Below are 23,274 nucleotides of genomic sequence, written 5' to 3' on the forward strand. Positions count from 1 at the left end.
TATTCATCATATATATGTTAAGTTTGAATTATTAAATATATTATGGCATACATTTTATTAATTTCTAAATAATCACTTGCAATTTCCACAATTAAAAAAAATGCTTATATTTAAAATCCTTTAACAATTACTTAAAAAATCATGACAATCAAAAGATTATTTGATATTCCTCAACATGCATTGAAAACCTATCCCAAGTCGGATATGTTTGTAACCAAATATCATGGTGAATGGAAGAAAACTTCCACACAAGAGTTTATCAATGAAGCCAATAAGATCTCAAGAGGACTTTTAAAGCTTGGCATAAAACCGGGTGATAAAATTGCATTAATCACCACCAATTCCCGAACAGAATGGGCAATAATGGATCTTGGACTTTCCCAGATCGGAGTAGTTTCCGTTCCTGTTTATCCTAGTATTTCTGCCGAAGATTATGAGTTTATCTTTACCAACGCCGAGATTAAGTACTGTTTTGTGTCTGATAAAGATCTTTTGAATAAGGTAGTTAAAGTAAAACATAACATCCCTTCATTACAGGGCGTTTTTACTTTCGATAATGTTTCGGGAGCTGCCAACTGGAAAGAAATACTGGATCTTGGCGAAGATGATTCTACGCAGATTGAAGTGGAAGATCTTTCAAATGCTATTAATCCTGAAGATCTGGCTACCATTATTTATACTTCCGGAACCACCGGAAAGCCAAAGGGAGTTATGCTGACGCATCACAATATCGTTTCCAATGTTTTGGGTTCTATCCCAAGAATTCCCAAAAAGAAAGGACTGGATTATAAAGATACAAGAGTTCTGAGTTTCCTTCCCATCTGTCATATTTTCGAAAGAATGCTTTTCTATCTTTTCCAGTACAATGGTTTTTCTATTTATTTCGCAGAAAGCATTGAAAAAATGGGAGAAAACGTGAAAGAGGTAAAACCTCACTACATGAGCGTTGTACCAAGACTCGTAGAAAAAGTGTATGATAAAATCTACGGAACCGGTTCTTCTGCGGGAGGATTGAAACAGAAAATCTTCTTCTGGGCACTGGATCTGATCTCTAAAAAGAAAAGCGTATCTAAACCATCCGGATTAAAGGAAATTATCGCCGATAAACTGGTATTTAAAAAATGGAGAGAAGGTTTAGGCGGCGAAATTGTTACTTTGGTTTCCGGTTCTGCGGCTTTGTCTACAAGACTGAATTTAATGTTCCAGAATGCAGGAATTCCTATTCTGGAAGGATATGGATTAACGGAAACTTCGCCTGTAATTTCGGTAAATTCTTTCAGCAAAATGAAAATCGGAACGGTAGGATTACCACTTGATAATCTGAGTGTTAAAATTCAGGCAGACGGAGAAATTACCGTAAAAGGACCTTCTGTTTTTAAAGGATATTTTAAAAATGAAGAAATGACGAAAGAAGTTTTTACAGAAGACGGTTATTTCAGAACGGGAGATATCGGACATATCGACAGCGACGGATTTTTACAGATCACCGACCGTAAAAAGGAGATGTTCAAGACTTCCGGAGGAAAATATATTGCACCGCAGACCATAGAAAATTTAGCAAAGGCTTCAAAATTTATCGAACAGATCATGGTTGTCGGGGACGGCGAAAAAATGCCTTGCGCACTGGTACAGCCAGATTTTGAATTTGCAAAAAGCTGGGCATCCAGAAACAATCTGAATGTAGGTTCTACTCCACAGGAAATTGCCAAAAGTGCGGAATTAAAAGAAAGAATTAAAAAAGAGATCGACGATATCAACCAACATTTAGGAAACTGGGAACAGATCAAAAAAATCGAGCTTACCCCAGAAGTCTGGAGCATTGATGGAGGTCTTTTAACGCCGACTTTAAAGCTGAAAAGAAAAGCGATTAAGGAAAAATTTATAGATCTTTACAATAAGATGTATGAACGTAAGGACTAAATTTTCAACGAAAATAAAGAATAAAAAAATTAACCGATTCATCATTTTTGGATCGGTAATTTTATTTTCGTCCTGTGAAAAACATACCGACAACACAAAGATATGTTCCAAAGAAGATTCTGTTCAATTTGTTTCGGATATACCAAAAATTCAAGGACTCAGCAGAACGGAACTTATGGATTATGTGAAATCTTCACCAACCATCGAGACAAACCAGAGCAGCGGAATTCCTTTCAGTACGCTTGATTATGATAAAATTATAGCATACGATTTCAAAGGTGATGAAGAATTGTACGATGCTCCGATTAATGAACAGGGAAACTTCATTCCTATCATAGAAAAACAGCAGTTTCTGTCACAAGAACAGGCTGATAAAATTTTAACGGCTTTAGCGAAAAAATCCAGTTATGGAGAAGCTTCCGCGGCGTGTTTTAATCCACATTTAGGGTTGGTATTTTTTAAGGACAATAAAAAGGTTAACCAGATCAGTATTTGTCTGGATTGCAATGGTTCTATTTCAGAAATTGATATTCCGGCTCGACGTCACAGAGTTTTTAACAAAGGAACTGATGACGAATATTCTTTTACCGGTTTTACTCCTCAAGGAAAAGCAGCTGTTGCTGAGCTTTGCAGAGCAATTAATTTTTACTATAAATCTGCAGACAGTACGAAGGCAAAAAAATAATTTTCTCTGTCGTATTTTTAACACGAATTGCACAAATATTTTTACGAATGGCTCTATCTAATGATTTCAAAATAAAGCTATTTCAGTTTTCCACTAAATAAAAGTTTTTAAATATTCTTTTTCTTTATAATCACTAATATCATGTGGTTTATATTTATTTTTTTAAAACTCTATAGAGTTTTATCTGTGTAGACATCATATTAGAAGGACGTTCGGCGTTCCGTAGGAACGCTATCTTTAGAACATTTATCCTATTATAGATATCAACCCTGCGGATTGATTGATAGACTTATTCTTATTTCTACACAGATTCCGCTCCTAAAGGAGCAAAGCTATTTTACCTTAAAAAACTTCAATATTAAATTGTGCTATCTGCGAAACATTTGCGCAATTAGTTTTTAAAGCCAAAAAAAGCTGTCTCAAAATTGAAACAGCTTTATATCTTTAAAATCGTAAGTTATTAAAATTTAATTACAGATTTCATTCTTTCGTTTTCTTCCATTACCAACTCGTCGTCAACAAGGATTTTTCCTGAATGCTCATCGATGATGATTTTCTTTCTCTGAGCAATTTCCATCTGCTTTTGTGGTGGAATGGTGAAGAATGATCCTTTCGGAGCGCCTCTTTCCAATCCTACTACAGCAAGACCGTTTGGAGAGTTTGTTCTGATTCTGTTGTATGAAGCCAATAATCTCTCATCAATTTTTTCAGAAAATTCTTTTGATTTCTCAATAAGATATTCTTCTTCTTTCTGAGTTTCAGAAATAAGACCTTCCAATTCTTCTTTTTTGAATTTCAGGTGATTTTTAAGCTCATCAATTTTTGAATTCAATTCACTTAACGTTTCGTTTTTGTGACCTATTTTAGCACCGAATTCTTTAATTCTTTTCTCTGCTAGCTGGATTTCAAGCTCCTGATATTCAATCTCCTTTCCTAACGCTTCAAACTCTTTATTGTTTCTTACATTATCCTGCTGAGACTTGTATTTTTCAATTAAAGTTTTTGCATGGTTTATTACTTCATGCTTTGTTTTGATCTGATCGTCCTGATCTTTAATTTCTGCATGAAATTTTTCAGCTCTTTTTTCAAGACCTTCGATTTCAATCTCAAGATCCTCTACTTCGATTGGCAATTCTCCTCTTGTATTTCGGATTTCGTCCAATCTAGAATCAATGATCTGCAAATCGTATAAAGCTCTTAACTTCTCTTCAACTGAAATATCGTTGGTTTTTGCCATATTTTAAATGAAATAATTTACCGGGTTTGTTTTCTCAATAGATTTTGAGATTGCAAATGTACTAAATTTTTGTGACAATATTTCAAATAATTGTTGAGTTACAAATTGTTCTGATTCAAAATGCCCGATATCACAGATCATCATTTTCGAATCGGCAAGGAAAAAATCGTGATATTTTACGTCTCCCGTAAGATAAGCATCACATTTTTTGGAAATTGCAGACCGGATGCCGCTTGCTCCGGAACCACCCAGAACTCCTACTCTTTTAATTTTTTTGTTATTGAATCCTGAATGACGGATCATCTCCAGACTGAATTTTTCTTTTACAAATTTCAGAAAATCCTTTTCATCCATCGGCTCATCAAGGTCGCCATACATTCCCAGTCCGGAATAATGGTTGGTATTTTCCAAACTGTAAATCTGGTGCGCGACTTCCTCATAAGGATGTGCTGTTTTCATTGCGTTAACGATCTGTCCCTGTTTGTAATCCTCAAAAATTACAGAAACCATATCCTCATCTGCATTTTCGCGGATGTTCTGCTGTCCCGAAAACGGATTCGAGCCTTCAATCGGTCTGAACGTTCCGTTCCCGTTGATTTTGAAACTGCATTCGTCATAAAATCCGATATTTCCTGCACCTGCCGAAAATAAAGCTTCCTTCACTTTTTCAGAATAATCTTTCGGAACGAAAACCGTAAGCTGTTTCAGATTATTTTTTTTAGGCTGAAGAATTTTTAAATTTTTTAATCCCAACTGATCACAGATTCCACGGTTCACCCCAAAAAAATCATTATCGAAAGCCGTATGAATGGCATAGATGGCAATTTTATTTTCAATAGCTTTTAAAACAGCTCTCTCTACATAGTTTTTCCCTGTTAAAGATTTCAGTCCCGAAAAAATGATGGGATGAAAACATACAATTAAATTACAGTTCTTTTCAATGGCTTCATCCACAACATTTTCCAATGCATCATGGCATACCAGAATTCCGGAGACATTTCTGTCGGGAACCCCGCAAAGCAAACCTACATTATCAAAATCTTCTGCCTGCTGCAGTGGAATTCTTTCTTCTATTTTGGCAATTACCTTACTTATTGTCATTTTATTGTCTATGTTTGGTACGAAAATAGGGATTATTTGTTAATTTTAAAAAAACCTCGAAAAATGGAAAAAGAGCACAATCTTATTCCCGAAGATGCTCTCTGGAAAAGACATCTTTACCGCATTATATACCGCTCCGACACAAAGCTCGGAAAACTTTTCGACATTACTTTACTGATTCTTATTCTCATCAGTACGGCAATTATCATGATGGAAAGTGTTCCGAAGCTGGATAAAAGGTTTCATTATACGTTCATTATTATGGAATGGATTATTTCCATATTTTTTTCTGCGGAATATTTTTCGAGAATTGCCGTAGTGAAAAACAAACGGAATTATATTTTCAGTTTTTTCGGGATTATTGATTTTCTTGCATTGATTCCGTTTTATCTGAGCTTTATTTTTCCGGTTACCAAATATTTCCTCATTTTCAGAATGCTGAGAATGTTAAGAGTTTTCCGGGTATTCAACTTACTGGATTTTATGAATGACGGTTCTGTAATTGTGAGGGCATTAAAGAACAGCTCACGAAAAATTTATATTTTCCTTTTATTTTTAATTATTTTCTCCGTGATTGTTGGCTCACTGATGTTTATGGTGGAAGGCGGAAGAGAAGGTTTTGAAACGATTCCGCAGGCAATTTACTGGGCGGTTGTTACCGTTACAACGGTTGGTTATGGCGACGTTTCCCCGATTACTCCGATGGGAAAATTTTTCGCCGTGGTTTTAATGCTTGCCGGTTATTCTATCATCGCTGTTCCTACGGGAATTGTAACCGCCGAGATGAGAAACAAAAGGCAAAATCTGGAAAAAGTATGTGACAGATGCGGGAATGAAGATATTGATGATGATGCAAGGTATTGTAAACAGTGTGGCAAGAAATTAGCTTAGTAAAAATTAATACTCAATTTATTAACGAAACACCACAACAATCATGGAACCTAAAAAGAAAAATAAACCGAACAGCTTAGTAATTATCCTTTTCTCGATGATCGCCCTTATGATCGTAATTTACTTCATACTCGTTATGTTCTTCCCTACTGTTTTCGAAAGTATGACGACAGGAGAAATTCAGCCCGTTCCCAATAAATAAAATATCTTCATTAAATAATAAAGGCGATCTTCAATAGACCGCCTTTTATTATGGTTAAAGTTTATTTATTTTTTAATTGCTTTTACAACCTGTTTAGAACCGTCTTTCATATCCAGCATCAGCAGATACACTCCCTGCTTCAGTTCACCCAAATGAATTTCTGAATGAGGATTTTCAATCACTCTTATCAGTCTTCCTGAAATATCTGTCACGGAAACCGATTTTACTTTAGCAATATCAGAAACTGTAACCACATCACTGAAAGGATTTGGGAATACTTTAACGGTATTTTTATTGGCTGCAACTTCAGAAGTTCCTAAAGTGTTTTTTGTAATATTAATGGAAAATGCTCCTTCCGGTTCATCTGACCAGCCACTGTAATGACCAACATTTACATAATAAGTATTTCCTGAAAGAGTGGGAATAGAAATTGTTTCAGCACCGCCCTGTCCTCCGTCATCTACTGTATTTTCACAGGATAATGCAGAGCAGTTTCCGCTATAAACTCCGATCTGAGGATCAAAATCACTTCCCGCAGGCATTGTTACGCTGATATTAAATGTACTTCCGTCTCCAGTAAAAGTAAACCAGGTTCCGTCATTCATTTCATTAGAACATACACTTACAATTCCTGAATTATTAGTAGCTCCCGCTCCGTCATTTTGTATATAAGTATAAGGGAAAGCATTGGCAGATAATGCACCTGAGCAGGCATCATTTACCGGAGGCGGAGGGAAAGTTCCTACACAGATATTAAAGCTCTGATTACTTCCTGCTCCGTAATAACTATAAACTCTCACCCAATATGTTTCTCCTGCGGTAAGACCTGTTACAACTCCGGAAGGCGGATCTGAACAGAATATACTGGAAAGCGCTCCACAGCCTCCACTGAATACCTGAAAATAAGTATCGGTATCTCCCGTTGTACTGCCTACAGAGGTGATATTGAGAAGGGATATTTTATGAGTCGCCGCAGTTGCTACAAATTTAAACCAGACATCATCATCCGCATCTCCGTAACATGGACTTGGGGCTGTTCCTGAATCTGTGGCACCCAGAGTATAACCAGCCGTTACAGTTCCACAGTTTAAATCAGGATTCACCGTTAAAGTAACCGCTGTTGCACATTCGTCATTAGCAGGCTGCGGAGGTGCGGTTGTAAATGATATTTCTGTACATCCGGCAGACTCTCCTCCTGAGCCTACAGCTATAATTTTAACATAATGGGTGGTATTAGGAGCCAATGCGACAGAGGGTGTATAACTATTGGTTGTTACAGAAACCTGATTCGCAACATTTGTTCCTCCTGAAGAAGTTCCGATAGAAACTTTGTAACTTGTTGCTCCAGCCGTATTATTCCATGTGATTGTAGGAGTTAAAGGAATAAAAGAAGCATTACTTCCCGGATAAGTAACTACAGGACAAGCCGGAATAGGATTCGGAGCCAGCCCCTGAAAGGTAACAACAGATTTATAATTTACCAGATTTCCCGTCGCAGGCGGTGAAGCCGGATCCGGATCTGTATAATCGTTTTTATAATAAAGGGTAGAATTTTGTGCCCCGTTATAAACGTGCATTGCCTCATCATAATTATTGTTATCATAGCCTGAAGAATTTTCTTCAGCAGCAATAACGAGATTGGAGGTATTATTGTAGGAAAAAGGGGTAGGAAAAACAATTTCAATAACACCGTTATTATTGGTAACTGTCCCGGAAAAAACCTGCGTTAGCTGAGCTCCGGGAATCCAGTCTGAATCTGTACTGAAAGATGTTTTGTTGGTCAGCCCCAGATAAACCACCCATTGTGAAGAGTTTGAAATGGACATTGTCGGATCTATATAGAACTTCAGTCCTGTAATGTTTCCGGCTGCGTTTGCGTTAATTTCCTGCTTTGTGAAAATCTGCTGCACGTAAGAATATCCATAATATGTACTGATTGGAGCAACGCCGACATTAGTACTTCCTGATCCGAGAGTAATCTGGGCAGAAAAACACATGCTTAAGAACAATAAGCATGAAAGTAGAATTTTTTTCATAAACTATTTATATTTTGTTGATTAAGTACTAATTTAACAATTATTATCTAATTTCTATAACAATTTTCAAATTTAATTAACAAAAAAAATAGCGGCTAATATTAGCCGCTATTATAATTTATGGTATGTATTAAAAACTATTTTTTAATTGTTTTTATCGTTTGTTTAGATCCGTCTTTCATCTCTAAAGTAACTAAATACATTCCTTGTTTCAATTCTCCTAAGTGAAGTTCTGAAGTAGGATTAGCAATAGTTTTCACTAATCTTCCCGCAATATCTGTAACCAGTACATTTTTAACATTAGCTATGTCAGAAATATTCAATACCTCAGAGAATGGGTTTGGATATACTTTGATGTTGTTTTTAGCATCTTTTACTTCATTAGTTGCTAATACAAGTGATGCATCATAAGCAGATACCTTGAATTGACCAGTTGTTGATGAAGAATAATTCCAAACACCAATCAGTAATGTAGATCCCGGAGTTAATCCTGTAAGAGATACTAAAGAGAAGTTACCGTCTGCGGAGCTGTCATCATCACAACCAATTTGCGTAAGTGCTCCACAGCTTCCACTGTACACTCCTAAAACAGTATCCGTAACATTAGAACCAGAAACAGACTGAGTCTCTATTGTAATATTTCCACTTGCAGGAACTACTACAGAATACCATACATCTCTGTAACCTGTAGTCTGGCAAGAATGTGTAGCCGTTGCATCAGAGGTTGCTGTAGCACCAGCATTAGTAGAAACCACTGCATTTTGCGCAAAAGTACCACCAGGCGTTAAAGCAATTGCTCCGGAACAGTCATCATTTGCAGGAGGCGGAGGTGCAGTTGTAAAGCTTCTTTCTGTACATCCCGGAGATGTAGATGTAGCATCATAAGCATTTAAGGTATAATAATAAGTCGTATTATAACTTAGCGCAGTTGGAAGTGTATAAGTTGTTACATTTCCTAAATCCTGAGCATTCATAATATTAGTAGCACCTGCTGAAGTACCGATAGAAAGTTTATAACCAGAAACTCCGGTTACAGCAGTCCAGGTAAATGTAGGGGTTACAGAAACATTTGTTGCAGCAGCTGAAGGTGCAGTAACTGCAGGACAGAAAGATTTTGTCGTAAATGTTACAGGAACCCAGATAGACTGATCTGAAGCACTACAATTAGATCTAACCCATAAATAATAAGTTGTAGAAGGGGTTAAATTAGATAAAGTAGTTGTAGCAGCAGTTAAGCCAGAAAGTGTTGGTGTTGTAGTAGCAGTCGGAGCTGTATTCGTTGTACTGTAATAAACATCATAACCGTTTGCAGGAGCTGTAGCAGGTGCAGTCCAGTTTACAACAGCAGAGTTATATGCTAAAGTTGCAGCAGGAACTGTAACCGCAGAAGGCTCTGAACATGTTGGAGTAACAACAATACTAATATCATCTACATACAGGTTATATTGGTCAGCAGCAGAATATGCATTAAATCCAAAATAATAAACACCGGATGCAGCAGGAGTAAAGTCTACAAAGTTAGTTGCCGCTGTTGCAGTGTTAATGTTTGTATGATCTGCCAAAGCATTCGTCATACTTGCACTGCTGGCAGAGGTGCCATATGCTACCTTTAATTTTTCAACATACGTTGTACTGTTATTTCCATAGGTGTATTTAATTCTATAAGAAACACCAGCCGTTAAATTGATTCCCTGAGTATAGAACCAGGCATTAGCAGCATTAAGAGAATTATACAGATAAGTAAGCGCTTTAGTAGTAAAGCCATAAGCAGCAGGTGAACTTGTAGTCCAATTGTTACCCGTACCCGCATTTTCTATAGAAGTACATGAAGGCAACGCAGGTGTCGTCACACTTTCAAAATCTTGTGTGTAAGGAACATTTGTAGATGTACATGCAGTTGTAAAGCTCAGAGGACCAGCCCAAGAACTTGTAGATCCGGAACCACAATTAGAACGCACCCATACATAATAAGTTGTATTAGAGGTAAGTCCGGATATATTGTAAGTTGTAACCCCCGCTGCAACAGTAGCACTTGGTGTTGTAGTAGCAGTTGGAGCTGTGTTGGTTGTACTGTAATAAATATTATATCCATTTGCAGGAGCTGGTGTAGGAGCTGTCCATGAAATGGTAGCACCTGAAGCTGTAATTGCAGATGAAGTAAGTACCGTTGGTTCAGTACATGCAGGAGTTAATTCCAATTTAAAATCATCAAACCCCATATAATATGGTGCAGTAGATGTTACGTAAGCTTTTATACCAAATGTATAAACTCCTGAAGTTGTTGGTACATATGTTACTGTAACTTTGGTATAATTGGTACTATTAGATCCCCCTGTTGCTGTTTGCGTTGAAGTAAGGAATGTACTAAGGCTTGTTGCTCCTGTAGAAGATTGAGCATTATTTACCAATACTTCATTCTGCCATCCCGTTAATCCATCTCCAACCCAATAGAATGAAAAATCATATGACTGACCTGCTGTAAGATTAAATGAAGGAGTCCATAAATATGCAGCCGTAGTAGGATAGTAAATAGTCATATAGTTAGGAGCAGACTTAGGATCATTATAAGTATTTCCAGATGCAGTCTGACTTGTAAACAGATAAGAAGAGCTTAAACCTCCACTTGTTGCCCAACAGCTTGGAGTAATTCCGTTTCCAACTGTTGTCATACCATCAAAGTTCTCAGTCCATGGGAAAGTTGATATCGCTGCTGCAGGAGCAGATACTGCAACAGGAGTAGAGTTAGTAGTGATTCCTGAACCTGAACAAGTAACAGCACAATAGAAGGAATTAGCAGCACTTACAGTTGTTGTGTAGGTAGATGTTGTAGCACCCGCAATTGCACCTGCATTATTGTACCATTGATAACTAACCCCTGATCCAACCGTAGAATTCTGCAGACTTAGCGTCGTAGAATACGGGGAAGAACACGGTGTACTTGTTGCCGTTGCTAATGTATTCCCGGGATTAGGAGCACCAGAGCAAGCTGTTGCAGTGTATGTTAGTTGTGTCTGATACCTTCTCGTTTGAGTGGTATAACTAGTAGTTGTAGCTGCAATTGCAGTTGAAGCACTGGTTCCCATCGCCTGAGCAGTAGTTGTAGTATCATATAACCATTGGAATGCTCCTCCTGTAAATGGAGTTGCCAAGGTACCGGAAGGAACCCATTCAATATATACTTCAATAGCACCTCCTGTATAACTGAAAGTGTTTGATGTATTATTGTTAAAGGTTACCCAGCCTGCAGCAGCAGGAAAATTGTTAGTACTATTTATCGTAGCACTATAAAATAAAGTTGCTCCTCCAATCATAGTACTCCAGGCAGTACCACTTGCTAAAGCTGTAGCAGTACTATTTTTAAGATAGACATTAAGTGTCCATGCATTACTGCCCGACACATTAAACGCCGTACTCTTATTATAGGCGATACTGTTAATGGTTGCTCCAGGAACAACAGATGCACCACTCAAATCCGCTGCCGTAAGCAACTGTATAGATTTTGAATGATGAAATGAACTCGTACCACTGGAACGATAGATAGGATCGCCATTTGTACCAGCCGATGCTGTACTGGCTCCCGAACCTATTGTTACTGTGGTTTGCGCCATGATGCCTGCATAGAGGAACATCAAACACATCAGTAAAAGTTTTTTCATGCGTAAAAAAATAAAATTAGGTGATGTAAAAATAAAAATAAATTTTAATTTAATTAACCAAAACTTTATAAATAATTAATATTTAATAATTAATAAAAACATTTTAAACCTATTTACTAAACAATCATTTGAATAATTAAATAAATCATAATTTAAACGAACTTATAAAATATTGTTTATTAGCAAGTTAAATAACACTCACAAATATTTGACTTACAATCAATAACAACTTTGCATAAAAAAACCTTTCAAAAAAATATAGACTGCCTCAAAGAGACAGCCTATATTAGTTAGTTCTATTTATCAAAATCTTTTGATAAACCATAAATTATTTACTTTTCGATACCTCTAAATATATATCTTTTTGATATACGGATAAAAACTACCACAAACCTTAACACTCTGATAAAAATCACCCAGTGCTTCAAATTTCATATTTACAGAAACTGTTTACAATGTATCAGGTAGCATGATGCTGCCATACTTTGATATTTCAGTTACAGGATCAGGGAGGCTTAATGGTGAGTGAAGTCATTTTTTTGTCCTTTATTTTTAATCTTTAAACCTGATGCAAAAGATTTTAATACTTTAGTTGTTCAAGTTTAATACTTAAATGGAAAAAGAGCACATAAGTTTAAAAAAATCAAAGATTTTTTCTCTTTGCTGACTTTGAAATAAAAGTTATTTAAAGTAAAATGGTAGAAACCTCTGTGGAGTTTTATCTGTGTAGACACCATATTCGCAATGTGTTCTGCGTTCCGTAGGAACGCTATCTTAAAAAATTATCGTATTTATAGATATCAATCCTATAGATTGACTTATGGGTTTATTCTTATTTCTAACAGATTCTGCTCCTAAAGGAGCAAACTCTTTAACTTTAAATAAGTCCAATAAAGTCTTTTGTGTCTCTCTTTTGCGGTTAAATTTAAATGAGCTTAACAGACTTGTTATATTCATTTTTTTATGGTCGTCTTCTATTAAGATATTGTAGAAAAAGTACTAAACCCTCTAAACCCGAAAAAATAATTTTCAGTCTTTTAGATGAACTTTTTTCTTCCTTTTCATATCAGACTATTTTAAAATATGCTCACTCAGGCGTTTTATCTGCGGATGCTCCCGAAAACACATTTCTTTGGGCGAAACGATTTCGGAACTCCCCGAAAATGTTTTCCTTTTGGCGGAATACACCCGGCGGGTTCCGAAAGTCTGCTCCTTTAGGCGAAACGGTTTCGGCTGTTCCCGACAGCTCCCTCCCTTCGGCGGTGGCTCTAGGAAGGCGTTTCCGGAGATTCAGGTTTCTGATCTTCTCCCCCGCTTTCTTCCGTACTGCTGTATTTGGTAACGGCAAGATTATATTGGTTTACCAGACTGCTGAGCTTTGCCATTAACTGATCGTATTCTGCACTTGGGGTAAGCAGGGCATGAGCCTCTATATGCTGCTTCAGTGTCCGGTAAGCTTCCGTAGATGCTGTTCTGGCAGTGGCTAACACACCTGTTTCTAGTTCCGAAAGTTGTACGGTACGGGCAATGTACTTGTTGTTAAAATTCTGGTTGGAAGTTTTCAGCTCGTTTACCCAGTCCGTAAGTTGAAGCTGGGAGATTTTATCGCTGTGCTTTTCTTCCCATTCTGCTACGATGCTGTTAATCGTGGCGGTTTCCAGCTGATACCGAAGCTTGTAGATACGGTCTCCAAAACGGTTAAGGATATCTAAAAGTGCAAAGGCATTGTTTTTGATCACCGGATCGAAATGGTACTGCCATGCTTCCAGCATCATTTTAATCCCGATAACAGCATTGTCTCTCTGCGCATCCAAAGCCTGAGTTTCCGGCGTAATATCGCTTCCCGTATAGGGCAGATAAGCATTATTAAAACTTTGTGCCGCTGTTTGCAAAATTGTTCTTTGGCTGCCTATATTTAATTGGTCGGCAGCGGCTTGAGGTAAAAGTTCCAGTACATTGTTCACGAATTGCAGAAAATCTCCGTTACGGTATTTTTCCAGATTGGCGGTTGTAATCATTGTGTTATTTTAAAATTTTAAAGGGCTAATTTATAAAAAAATTGAAAGCGTTTTTCTGTTCAGGTATATTTTGTGAAAAATTTTAGATAACTTCGATATATTGGCGGCTATAACATTTTCATAGTAAAGAATTTTCATGAAACATTTATCAAAAAAATAGAGGCTGTCCTATTGACAGCCTCTACCTTTTTATTAGTATAGTTATTTAAGATTATCTCTTAATTGTTTTGAATGTCTGTTTAGAGCCATCCTTCATTTCAAGAGTAACTAAATACAATCCTTCTTTAAGCTCTCCCAACTGGAGTTGAGAAGCTGGAGTTGCGATAGTTTTCACTAACCTTCCGGCAGCATCTACGATGAAGATAGATTTTACATTAGATACATCAGAAATGTTTAGTACATCCACAAATGGATTAGGATAAACTTTAATTCCTTTGTCTTTATACAATATTTCGCCTGTACCCAATGTAGGAGCCATTTCCGCATAAGAAAGGAAACCTGTGTAACCGGCGCTTGCCAATGCAGTAGTAGATTGTGTTGTATTTGGACTGCCTGCCGCATAAGTACCGGTAGTACCAAATGAGCTGTCATACACTCCATTTGCCGTTGTCGCGATTACCGGGAAATTACTACTTGCAATTGCTGCATCTCCTAATCTTACATTGATGGTTGAGAAAGCACCAGATACCAGTGGAGCTTCCCATCTTCTTGTAGCAGATAAATTTTGAGTACCTGCGCCAGCCGTTCCGGAGTTGGAATCAAAAGCTTCAGCTTTCATATTGGTTACCGCCGTAGTTGCCGGTGCCAATGCAATTGGAGCATACGCTGTTTTACCTACAGGATATACTATATAGCTTGTATTCGCATTACCGGAAGCAATCGTTCTGGCAAATGGTCCCACTACATAAGATGTAGTGCTGCCTCCTGACAATGTACCTGCAGCTGTTGCTGTACCTAATGTCAATAAGTTAGTAGAAGTTGTATTTACTTTACCTGCTGTAAGCGTTAAAGTTCCACTTACTGATAACGGTGCATTTAATGTAACACCTCCGGTACTTGCATTGTTTACAGTTAAACTAGTTAAGTTAGCTGTAGGAGATGCTGCTAAATTTCTGAATACACCTGTACCAGATATAGTTTGAGCATTGGTAGATGCCAAGCTAGAAGTAGAAGATGTTAAATCTGCTCCCCATTGTGCCAATTCTAAAGTACCAGTAGAAGTAAGCGTACCATTATTTACAATATTTCCATTAATTTTTGAACCAGATAATCTTAGCTCACCAGAAGTAATGGTTAAATCTTTTTCAACACCTACGGTATATGGAGGTACAACAAATCTATTTGTACCTGTAGGTAAATTAATAACTAAATTACCCGCAATAAAATATCCAGTGCCCGGCCAAGTATTATATTGAAGACCACTCGTGTTTCCACCTGCATCAGTAGACACTCCGTCTCCTAATTGAATTGTATGATTTACTCCTGCACGGTAACCATTACCCCAATACGCGAAAGCATGTCCATTTGAAGTACCTCCTGCTGCTGAAGTTGCCACATGCGGATCTACAATAACAATTCTACCGCCTGTTAAATTTAATGTAGCTCCTGTTCCTGAAGTACCAAAACCAAAGATATTAGTACCAGAAGCAACAGAATTAGCCACTATACCTGCATCATTACCATCTACAATAATATCTCCACCTGATTGATTAAATGTTGATCCATTTACATTATTTACATTACCATTTACATTTAATATACCACCTGAAATTGTTAATGTTCCGTTATTTACTAATGAATTATTTTTAAGAGTACAACCTACCGTAAGATCACCGGATGCATTTACCAATGTCCCTCCTGTATTAATCGTAACATTTTTAGAAACATTTCCTGCGGAATTTACCGTTACCGTAGTACCTGCTGCAATTTGCACCACATCTGTACAAGATGGTACCGTTCCTTTATTCCAAGTTGCAGCACTATTCCAGTTTCCGTTTCCTAAAGAGACAAAAGGAATATCCGAAGCTGCGATACCTAAATAATAAGTATCCGCTAAATTAGCCAATGGAAGAACGGTTCTTTGTGCATTTACATAATTTGTTCCTGCTTGGTGTGTCCCTAAAGCCGGAGCAGAAGCTAAGGTAATTCTGCTGTTACCGTTAACAGCAGTATAAATATTTTGCCCGTTTATTGCCATAGAATAAGTAGGTGTTCCCGTAATCCCTGTCTGAGAAACAACCCAGTTGGATTTTGCCTGCGTATCTACAGTATAAGCCCCATCTACAATGCTTACAGTATTTGTTCCCGCAACATCATTATATTGTACTGCAATTTTACCACCAGTGGTAGCAGCAGCTGTTTGGTTTAAGTAAAGATTTCTTGCCACAAAAGCGGTTGATGTTCCTGTAGCAAAAGGATATACTCCTGTAGTCGTTGCTGACGGTGTTGTACTTGCTGTAATAGTTGCTCCACCTGTTGTAGTAGGCCACCATCTTGCAAAAGTACTTCCTGTACTAAAGCCACCTGCAGTATAAGATAAAGTTCCGTTAGATGTAGCTGAAGTTCCTAAAATAAGAGTATTAGCACCTGTATTTACGAAACCTGTTGTCATTGTTAATGTACCAGAAACAGTTCCTGTATTTGCACCGCTTAATAAAGAGTTTGCATTGCCAAAAGTAACCCCTGTTGAAGAACTATTATTAATCGTTACAGAAGTAAAATTAGCTGTAGAACTTGCCGTAACAATATTATTTCTGAATACTCCGGTTCCTGAAACAGTCTGCGGTGTAGTAGAAGCTGATGCTGTTCCGTTATTTTTGAAATTCTGGAAACTCACTGTGGAAGCAGTATGTGTAAATGTACCATTATTGGTAAAGTTACCCGCAATACTTACTCCCGAAGTTGGTATTCTAAATTCTCCATTTGCATTAATGGTTAATGTATTAATACCAATTGTGGCGGAATTTGATACATATCTGTTTGTACCCAAAGCTCCGTCTATTATTACATTATCAAAATAGATTTTACTTCCTGCATTGTTCCAGATAAATCCTCCAACAGCTGAAGCCGTTGCCGTAGTACCTCCTGCATCTGTAGATGATCCGTCACCAAACTTCAAAGTCCAGCCAGCTGTATTATCAATCGCAGTTCCTCCCGTATAGGAGAATGCGTATGAAGTAGTACTGTTAGCTGCATGAGGATCTACCACCGTCATCGTTCCACCGGTAAGCGTTACGTTTCCGGTAGCTATATTTACTATATTTGTACCAGAAGCTACACTCGTCGCTGTGGCACCCGCATCGTTTCCATCTACATTAATATTTCCTCCACTTTGAGCAAAAGTAGAACCGGAAGCATTGTTAATATTACCATTTACTGCTAATGTTCCTCCAGATACCGATAAGGTACCGTTATTGTTAATATAATTATTTTTATTAACACATCCTACAGCAATAGAACCTCCTGTAACAGCTAAAGCTCCCCCTGTATTAATAATTACATTACTTGGATTTGCCGTTGTAGAAGAAGATACAGTCACCGTATGTCCTGAAAGAATAGCTGCATTAGCACACGAAGGCACCACTCCGCCTACCCATGTACTTGTACTTTCCCAAGGACCGGATTGTGCAGATTCAATAGGAGATTCTGATGCAATAGAAGCTAATGTATAAGTAGCTGCTATATTTGCAGCAGGTACAGCCGCTCTTTGTCCCATAGGCTGGTTTGTACCTGCCTGTGCAGTACCTAACAACGCTCCGTTATTTAATACCGTAACATTGGGAGTTACAGCTGTATAAGTTCCCTGCCCCTGAACGGCAACAGTATGGGTAGCAGAAGAAGCGTATCCCGCAGAAGTCGTCACCACCCAATTAGCATTCGTCTGCCTGTCATAAGTTAATGAACCTTCGGTTAAAGGAGTTATTGCTGTAGTGCCTGAAGCACCATTAAACTTTACAGCCATTTGACCAGCTGTAGTTAATGCTGCAGTAGCTCTATGAAAATGATCCGCTGAAAGTCCAATTACAGGATTACCCATTACAAAAGGATAAGTTCCTGCACCCGGAGTTGGAATTGTAGATGCTGCTATAGTAGTTCCTGATCCTGCTGTTCCGTACCATCTGCTGAATGTAGAACCTGAACTGAACCCTCCTGCAGTATACGACAGTGAACCAACAGTTGTACCACTTACACCTAATATAAAAGCATTAGATCCCGTATTTACCACGCCATTTGTAAAAGTTAATGTCCCTGAAACAGTACCTGTATTTGCGCCGCTTAATAACGAGTTTGCATCTGCAAAAGTAACACCACCTGCACTCGTATTATTGATGGTTAAACTTGAAAAATTTGCGGTTGGAGAAGCTGCTAAATTTCTAAAAACGCCACTACCAGAGATAGTTTGATTTTTTGTGGAAGGTGCATCAACACCATTGGAGAAAAATTGAAAAGATGTTGTACTCGTGTTTGTATACGTATCATTATTAATCAGATTACCTCCTATTCTATTAATAGAAGTAAATCGAACTTCTCCAAGAGTGATTCTGAAATCCCCACTAAAACCAAGCGAATATGTTGTAGAACAAAGTCTCCTATTGCCTGTTCCTGCCGTATTAAGAATAAAATTACCAAAGTAAAGTCTTCCTGAACTGACAAAAGTATTCAAGTTAAAACCCGCTGTGTTAGTAGTAGCATCAGTAGAAACCCCATCTCCAAATTGTAAAATATGTGTTGATGTATTGGATGGATTAGCCATCGAACTGCTGCTATAATTGATAGCATCTCCTGATCCTGCGTTGGGATCAACAATAATGAGTGAGCCAGCTGTCCAGTTGATATTTGAGCTAGTAATACTTAATGTAGCTGTGCCACTGGCTACACTTCCTGTGGTATTGCCTCCATTATTTGGATCTATTGTGATAATACCTCCAGATTGATTGAATGTACTGGTACCCGAAACAATCATGTTTCCATTTACATTCAAATTCCCCCCAGAAACAGTTAATGTTCCTCCTGTTACATTTAGAGTAGAATCAAACGTTCCTGCTTTACTCACCGTAAGAGCATTTGCAGCAACTGTTAAACTTCCGGAGTTTATGGTAAGCTGCCTTACCGATGCATTCCCGGGAAGCGTCATTGCTGATGAATTTTGTATTACAAAATTATCTGCATTACTAATAGAACCGGGTGACGTTCCCGTTCCGTCAGTATTGGTTCCCCAGGAAGCCACATTTGTAAAATCCGTCGCCGAGGCTTTCGAATAATACGTGGTCTGAGCTTTTATTGAGGCGACACCGCCAATCAATAAAAGTAAAAAATACGTTTTTTTCATAAATTGTTAAATTAAAATTAGGACTTGTAAAATTATAAATAAATTTAACCCAATTAAAAAAAACTCAATAAATATTTAAATTTAACATAAAAAAAACATATTAAGCATGATATTTTTAAACAATCATTTAAAAAATTAAAATTTATGTAATTAAAAAGCAATTCATAAAAAACTGTTTATTAGGTAGTTAATTATTAATCACAAATCACTGATTTATAAACAACTATGACTTAACATAAAAAAATAAACATTCTCCAACCTGAGATCTCTGCTTAAAATGAAACTTTTACATCTCGGTTATTATTTTCAGGACACAGAACTGTAATGTAACATTTCTCAAAAAAATAGAGACTATCCAAATTGGCAGTCTCTATAATTTATTGATTGGTATAATGAACAGAATTACCTCTTAATCGCTTTAAAGGTTTGTTTAGATCCGTCCTTCATATCCAAAGTAATTAAGTACATCCCTTCTTTCAATTCATTTAAATGAACTGATGATTCAGGATGGGTTATCGTTTTAACCAATCTTCCTGCAATATCTGTTACATAAACAGTTCTTACATTAGAAATATCCGATATATTCAAAATATCTGTAAAAGGATTCGGATATACTTTAATATCGTTCTTCGTACCGGATAATTCGTTTGTCGCAAGCGGAGCGGTTACAATGAGTGAATAATCAATAATTTCTCCCCTTGAAAAACCTAAACAAGGATCCGTTGGTGCGCTGTTGTTATAATTGATCAGAACCCTCATTCTGTACGTTCCTACAGATGTATTTGCAGGGATGGTAAGTGTTGCACCGCTTGTGGTTGTGGTATAAGCTGTTGTTGCATACAGCTTTTCGGAAGCATCAAAAACATTATTCTGATTTAAATCTACCCAGACAGCCATTCCCACAGTAGGTCCTCCCGCCGTTATGGAAACAGGGATAACCGTATTGGAAGAAGATTTAGCAATTGAAATATTATTTGAACTCATCAGATTCTTATACCCGAAAGTTGCTGCGCTGTTTGCTGTTGCAGAACTATATGCCATATTGGTATTGGCAGTGGTGGATGTAAATGAACTGATCCATGAATTCTGATTGGAAGTTGAAGGTGTACAGTAATTGCTTGTATAGAATCTTGTTCCGCCTTCCCATGCACTGTTATCAGTAGCGGTACATTTAGCTCTTGCCCATACATAATAGAATGTATCACTGGTTAATCCTGTCAGGTTAGCTGTTGTACCCGTTCCACTTGTAGTTACTGAATTAGCCGCATTTAAAACCGTTGTTACTGTTGGTGGTGTATTTGTCGTACTGTAATAAACATCATACCCTACTCCAATCGTAGAAGAAGGTGCCGTCCAACTAACTGCAGCTCCGTTAGCTGAAGTTGATGGTACAGTAATTAATGTCGGATTATCGCAGCTTGGAATAGTCTGAATATTAATATCATCAATCCCGATTCCTCTGTAGGTTCCTCCTACACCGTGTCTGAATGCCAGATACTGATCTGTTCCCGCCGGAATATTTACCGTATACTGTGCCATAGTTGACGTTAAAGTAACCGAACTGATCTGCGTAAAAGTAGAAGCATCAGCAGGATTGCTTAACGTTCCTACCTGAAGCGTATAACCTGCAGCCCCTCCCACAGCCATGAAACGAACTCTGTTTGCTCCGTTTGAAAGAGGGGTAATTTGTGGGGAAACCAACATTCCTCCCGCTGTGGTAGCTGTATCATTATATAGATAATACCCATTTGGAGCAGAAGAATTATACGATGTATTTACATAGCCATATCCTGCCCAAGATGACGGCTCTAAATATCTCCAGCAGGAAGGTGCGTTTGTATTGCTGCTGCTTCCCGTAGCTGTGGTGTCGAAATTTTCAGACACAGGAAGAGAGGTTACAGCCGGGCAAACAGTTGTAAAGCTTCTCTCTGTACAGTTTAAAGAGTTTTGAGTTGCCGTATATGCTCCTACAGACCAATAATATACCGTACTATAATTAAGAGAAGTTGGCAAAGTGTATGTGGTAACATTTCCTACATCAAAATTATTAAGGACATCATTTCCGCCCGGCGTTGTTCCTATTCTCAGCTTATAGCCTGTAACTGCAGAAGAGGAAGAAGCAGTCCATGTAAAGGTAGGCGTCAGCGGAACATTTATAGCAGATGCTGCAGGCGCAGATTGTGCAGGACAGATAGAAAGTGTTGTAAATGTTCTCTCTGTACAACCTGTAGATGAAATCGCAGCATTATAGGAATTAACCGTATAATAATACTTTGTGTTATATGCTAATTCTGTTGGCAAAGTATACGTTGATACGTTCCCTACATTCAAATTATTTAAAACATCTGTTCCTCCTGAAGTTGTACCCACAGATAATCTGTATCCTGTAGCTTCCGGATTTGCCGTCCATGTAAATGCGGGCGTTACGGAAACTCCTGTTGCCGCCGAAGAAGGCGCAGAAACCGTAGGACAGAATGTTTTCGTGGCAAAAGAAGATCCTGAAACCCAAGAACTCTGATCCGAAGCAGAACAACGGGATCTTACCCAAACATAATAGGTTGTATTCGGCGTTAAATTGGTTATTGTATACGTTAAACCTGTTGCTCCCACAACATTTGGCGTTGTAGTAGCAGTAGGTGCTGTATTGGTAGTACTGTAATAAATATCAAATGCCGGTGCAGGATTTGCCATCGTCCAGCTTACCGGAGCTGTTGTAGAGGTAGTCGTTCCGGGAGTTATAGAATCCGGGAACATGCAAGGAATTACGGAAATATTTACATTATCAATATAAATATCGTTGCTTCCATTATCTCCTGTAGCCATAAATCTTACAATCGCCGTCGGACTGCTCGTTCCCAAGTCTGCATATTTGGTAGTCCATGAAGCAGAAATCCCCTGAGTAGAACCTACCTGATTGAAAGTATTTCCGCCATCTGTAGAAACCAGAACTTTTAAAACATCAGTTCCTGAAGTATTCTGATAATCATACGACAACAGCCTCGATCCTGTTCCAGAAGATAAATTGATATACAAGTCCATATATCCTGAAGCATTGATCGTATTGTATGAATGGAATCTTGCGGCAGGAGCTACACCGGGTGCAGCAACAGCAATATTTCCACCCACGCTTGTCCATCCTGTTGTACTTGCGTAACCATTTACCGTAATATCACTTGCTCTCCAAGAATTATCCCCTCTCGAAGGCCATGTTCTCCAATAGCTTGCATTAGGAAGATCGCCTATGGAGTTTCCGTTTTCCCATGTCGTGAAACTTTCATTAAAAGGAATCGCAGCATACGTTGCAGGCGGCGCAATCCATGTTCCCGGAGAATAAGTAAACGTAAGACCGGAAGCAGGTACAGTTGTGGAATTGGTCGTTCCTAAAGTAACCGAATCTGTACTTCCTGTTCCTATGGAAGTTGCTGTCCAGTCTGTTCCTACTCTGTTGTTGGTATCAGAAGCTTCTGATCCTCTTATTCCGACCTGTCCCGTTAATACTGCAGTACCGGAAACACAATTTCCGTAGACAATGCTTACATTATTAGAAGTTAAATCAAACTGAATCTGAAAATTAAGAAGCTGCGCAGCAGATGCCCCACTTCCCTGAAGATCTTTAAACTGTATAATAAATTTTGAACCAACAGTATCGTAAGAGATCTCGGAGGTTGTTGTATTTGCGTTCTTCAAATTGGCTGCAAAACCTGCAAATGCCCCTTCATAGGGAGTTGTGGTATCTGTAGACAACCCGGTATATGTAGCTGCAAGAGCAGCGGTTCCAAGCGTTACAAAACCATTATTGCTGAGGTAAACAGCGTTATAAGATTTACCATTAAATTTAAAAGCTGATGGTAAATTAATCGCAGCAGAAACAGCATCTGTCCCTAAGGCTGCTCCCGACTGCCAAATTGTTCTGGAGGCAGAAAGCGGTGTGTAAGCTCCTGTAGTCTGCGTAAATCCGTAGCCGTTATTGGTATTCGGATTGGTAGCCTGAGGCGGTCCCACCTGTGCAAACGCTGCCGATCCCAAGGCAAGAAGACACGTGAGTAGAATTTTCTTCATATTTCAATAAAATTAAGGGCGGTAAAAATATAAAAATTATTCATTAAATCTGTTAAAATTCAGAAATTCATCATTATTTAATGTTAAAAAGATAAAATATTTTAATAAAAAATAAACATTAATTTAATTTTAACAGATCA

General features: G+C 37.9%; 11 protein-coding genes. 4 read left to right on the forward strand and 7 right to left on the reverse strand.

The window, feature by feature from the left end:
• Positions 1 to 141 precede the first annotated feature (141 nt).
• Both AC52CF_RS14000 and AC52CF_RS14005 read left to right on the forward strand, forming a co-directional pair.
• Positions 142 to 1,920, forward strand: a complete 1,779-nt coding sequence (locus tag AC52CF_RS14000) for an AMP-dependent synthetase/ligase (RefSeq protein ID WP_290265035.1) — start codon at positions 142 to 144, stop codon at positions 1,918 to 1,920.
• Positions 1,904 to 2,605 carry a hypothetical protein gene (locus AC52CF_RS14005; protein WP_214589145.1) on the forward strand — a complete coding sequence of 234 codons (702 nt, stop codon included), beginning with the start codon at positions 1,904 to 1,906 and terminating at the stop codon, positions 2,603 to 2,605. The genes AC52CF_RS14000 and AC52CF_RS14005 overlap by 17 nt, the downstream gene beginning before the upstream one ends.
• Before the next feature lie 460 nt (positions 2,606 to 3,065).
• Here AC52CF_RS14005 and AC52CF_RS14010 read toward each other — a convergent pair whose 3' ends face one another.
• Together AC52CF_RS14010 and AC52CF_RS14015 are read right to left on the reverse strand one after the other, a co-directional pair.
• Positions 3,066 to 3,842, reverse strand: coding sequence for a zinc ribbon domain-containing protein (locus AC52CF_RS14010; protein ID WP_076392508.1), 777 nt, complete (start codon positions 3,840 to 3,842; stop codon positions 3,066 to 3,068).
• A 3-nt stretch (positions 3,843 to 3,845) separates the two neighbouring features.
• Positions 3,846 to 4,943: a Nif3-like dinuclear metal center hexameric protein gene (locus AC52CF_RS14015; RefSeq protein ID WP_214589144.1), complete on the reverse strand. Its 1,098-nt coding sequence runs from the start codon at positions 4,941 to 4,943 to the stop codon at positions 3,846 to 3,848.
• Between the two features lie 63 nt (positions 4,944 to 5,006).
• Here AC52CF_RS14015 and AC52CF_RS14020 point away from each other — a divergent pair, with 63 nt between their 5' ends.
• Both AC52CF_RS14020 and AC52CF_RS14025 read left to right on the forward strand, forming a co-directional pair.
• The gene (locus tag AC52CF_RS14020) at positions 5,007 to 5,834 is read left to right on the forward strand and encodes an ion transporter (protein ID WP_214589143.1); all 828 of its coding nucleotides are present in this window, start codon (positions 5,007 to 5,009) and stop codon (positions 5,832 to 5,834) included.
• A 43-nt stretch (positions 5,835 to 5,877) separates the two neighbouring features.
• Positions 5,878 to 6,036 (forward strand): hypothetical protein, encoded by a 159-nt coding sequence (locus AC52CF_RS14025; RefSeq protein WP_336690036.1) that lies wholly within the window; start codon positions 5,878 to 5,880, stop codon positions 6,034 to 6,036.
• Between the two features lie 65 nt (positions 6,037 to 6,101).
• Here the strand turns inward: AC52CF_RS14025 and AC52CF_RS14030 are convergent, their stop codons facing one another.
• From AC52CF_RS14030 to AC52CF_RS14050, 5 genes are all read right to left on the reverse strand, one after another.
• Positions 6,102 to 8,072, reverse strand: coding sequence for a T9SS type A sorting domain-containing protein (locus AC52CF_RS14030; RefSeq protein ID WP_496517283.1), 1,971 nt, complete (start codon positions 8,070 to 8,072; stop codon positions 6,102 to 6,104).
• Between the two features lie 137 nt (positions 8,073 to 8,209).
• Entirely contained in the window at positions 8,210 to 11,728 is a 3,519-nt protein-coding gene (locus AC52CF_RS14035; RefSeq protein WP_496517284.1) for a fibronectin type III domain-containing protein, read from the reverse strand.
• 1,268 nt (positions 11,729 to 12,996) lie between these two features.
• Positions 12,997 to 13,746, reverse strand: a complete 750-nt coding sequence (locus AC52CF_RS14040; RefSeq protein ID WP_496517285.1) for a DUF6261 family protein — start codon at positions 13,744 to 13,746, stop codon at positions 12,997 to 12,999.
• A gap of 211 nt (positions 13,747 to 13,957) precedes the next feature.
• Complete coding sequence (locus AC52CF_RS14045) at positions 13,958 to 19,075, reverse strand: T9SS type A sorting domain-containing protein (protein WP_496517286.1); 5,118 nt, start codon at positions 19,073 to 19,075, stop codon at positions 13,958 to 13,960.
• 402 nt (positions 19,076 to 19,477) lie between these two features.
• Entirely contained in the window at positions 19,478 to 23,134 is a 3,657-nt protein-coding gene (locus AC52CF_RS14050) for a GEVED domain-containing protein (RefSeq protein ID WP_496517287.1), read from the reverse strand.
• Positions 23,135 to 23,274 lie beyond the last annotated feature (140 nt).

Source organism: Chryseobacterium sp. 2P, assembly GCF_059579425.1.

Bases quoted from the DNA above. Each gene is read 5' to 3' on its own strand.
- AC52CF_RS14000 (WP_290265035.1), top strand. From the start codon at position 142: ATGACAATCAAAAGATTATTTGATATTCCTCAACATGCATTGAAAACC.
- AC52CF_RS14005 (WP_214589145.1), top strand. From the start codon at position 1,904: ATGAACGTAAGGACTAAATTTTCAACGAAAATAAAGAATAAAAAAATT.
- AC52CF_RS14010 (WP_076392508.1), bottom strand. From the start codon at position 3,842: ATGGCAAAAACCAACGATATTTCAGTTGAAGAGAAGTTAAGAGCTTTA.
- AC52CF_RS14015 (WP_214589144.1), bottom strand. From the start codon at position 4,943: ATGACAATAAGTAAGGTAATTGCCAAAATAGAAGAAAGAATTCCACTG.
- AC52CF_RS14020 (WP_214589143.1), top strand. From the start codon at position 5,007: ATGGAAAAAGAGCACAATCTTATTCCCGAAGATGCTCTCTGGAAAAGA.
- AC52CF_RS14025 (WP_336690036.1), top strand. From the start codon at position 5,878: ATGGAACCTAAAAAGAAAAATAAACCGAACAGCTTAGTAATTATCCTT.
- AC52CF_RS14030 (WP_496517283.1), bottom strand. From the start codon at position 8,072: ATGAAAAAAATTCTACTTTCATGCTTATTGTTCTTAAGCATGTGTTTT.
- AC52CF_RS14035 (WP_496517284.1), bottom strand. From the start codon at position 11,728: ATGAAAAAACTTTTACTGATGTGTTTGATGTTCCTCTATGCAGGCATC.
- AC52CF_RS14040 (WP_496517285.1), bottom strand. From the start codon at position 13,746: ATGATTACAACCGCCAATCTGGAAAAATACCGTAACGGAGATTTTCTG.
- AC52CF_RS14045 (WP_496517286.1), bottom strand. From the start codon at position 19,075: ATGAAAAAAACGTATTTTTTACTTTTATTGATTGGCGGTGTCGCCTCA.
- AC52CF_RS14050 (WP_496517287.1), bottom strand. From the start codon at position 23,134: ATGAAGAAAATTCTACTCACGTGTCTTCTTGCCTTGGGATCGGCAGCG.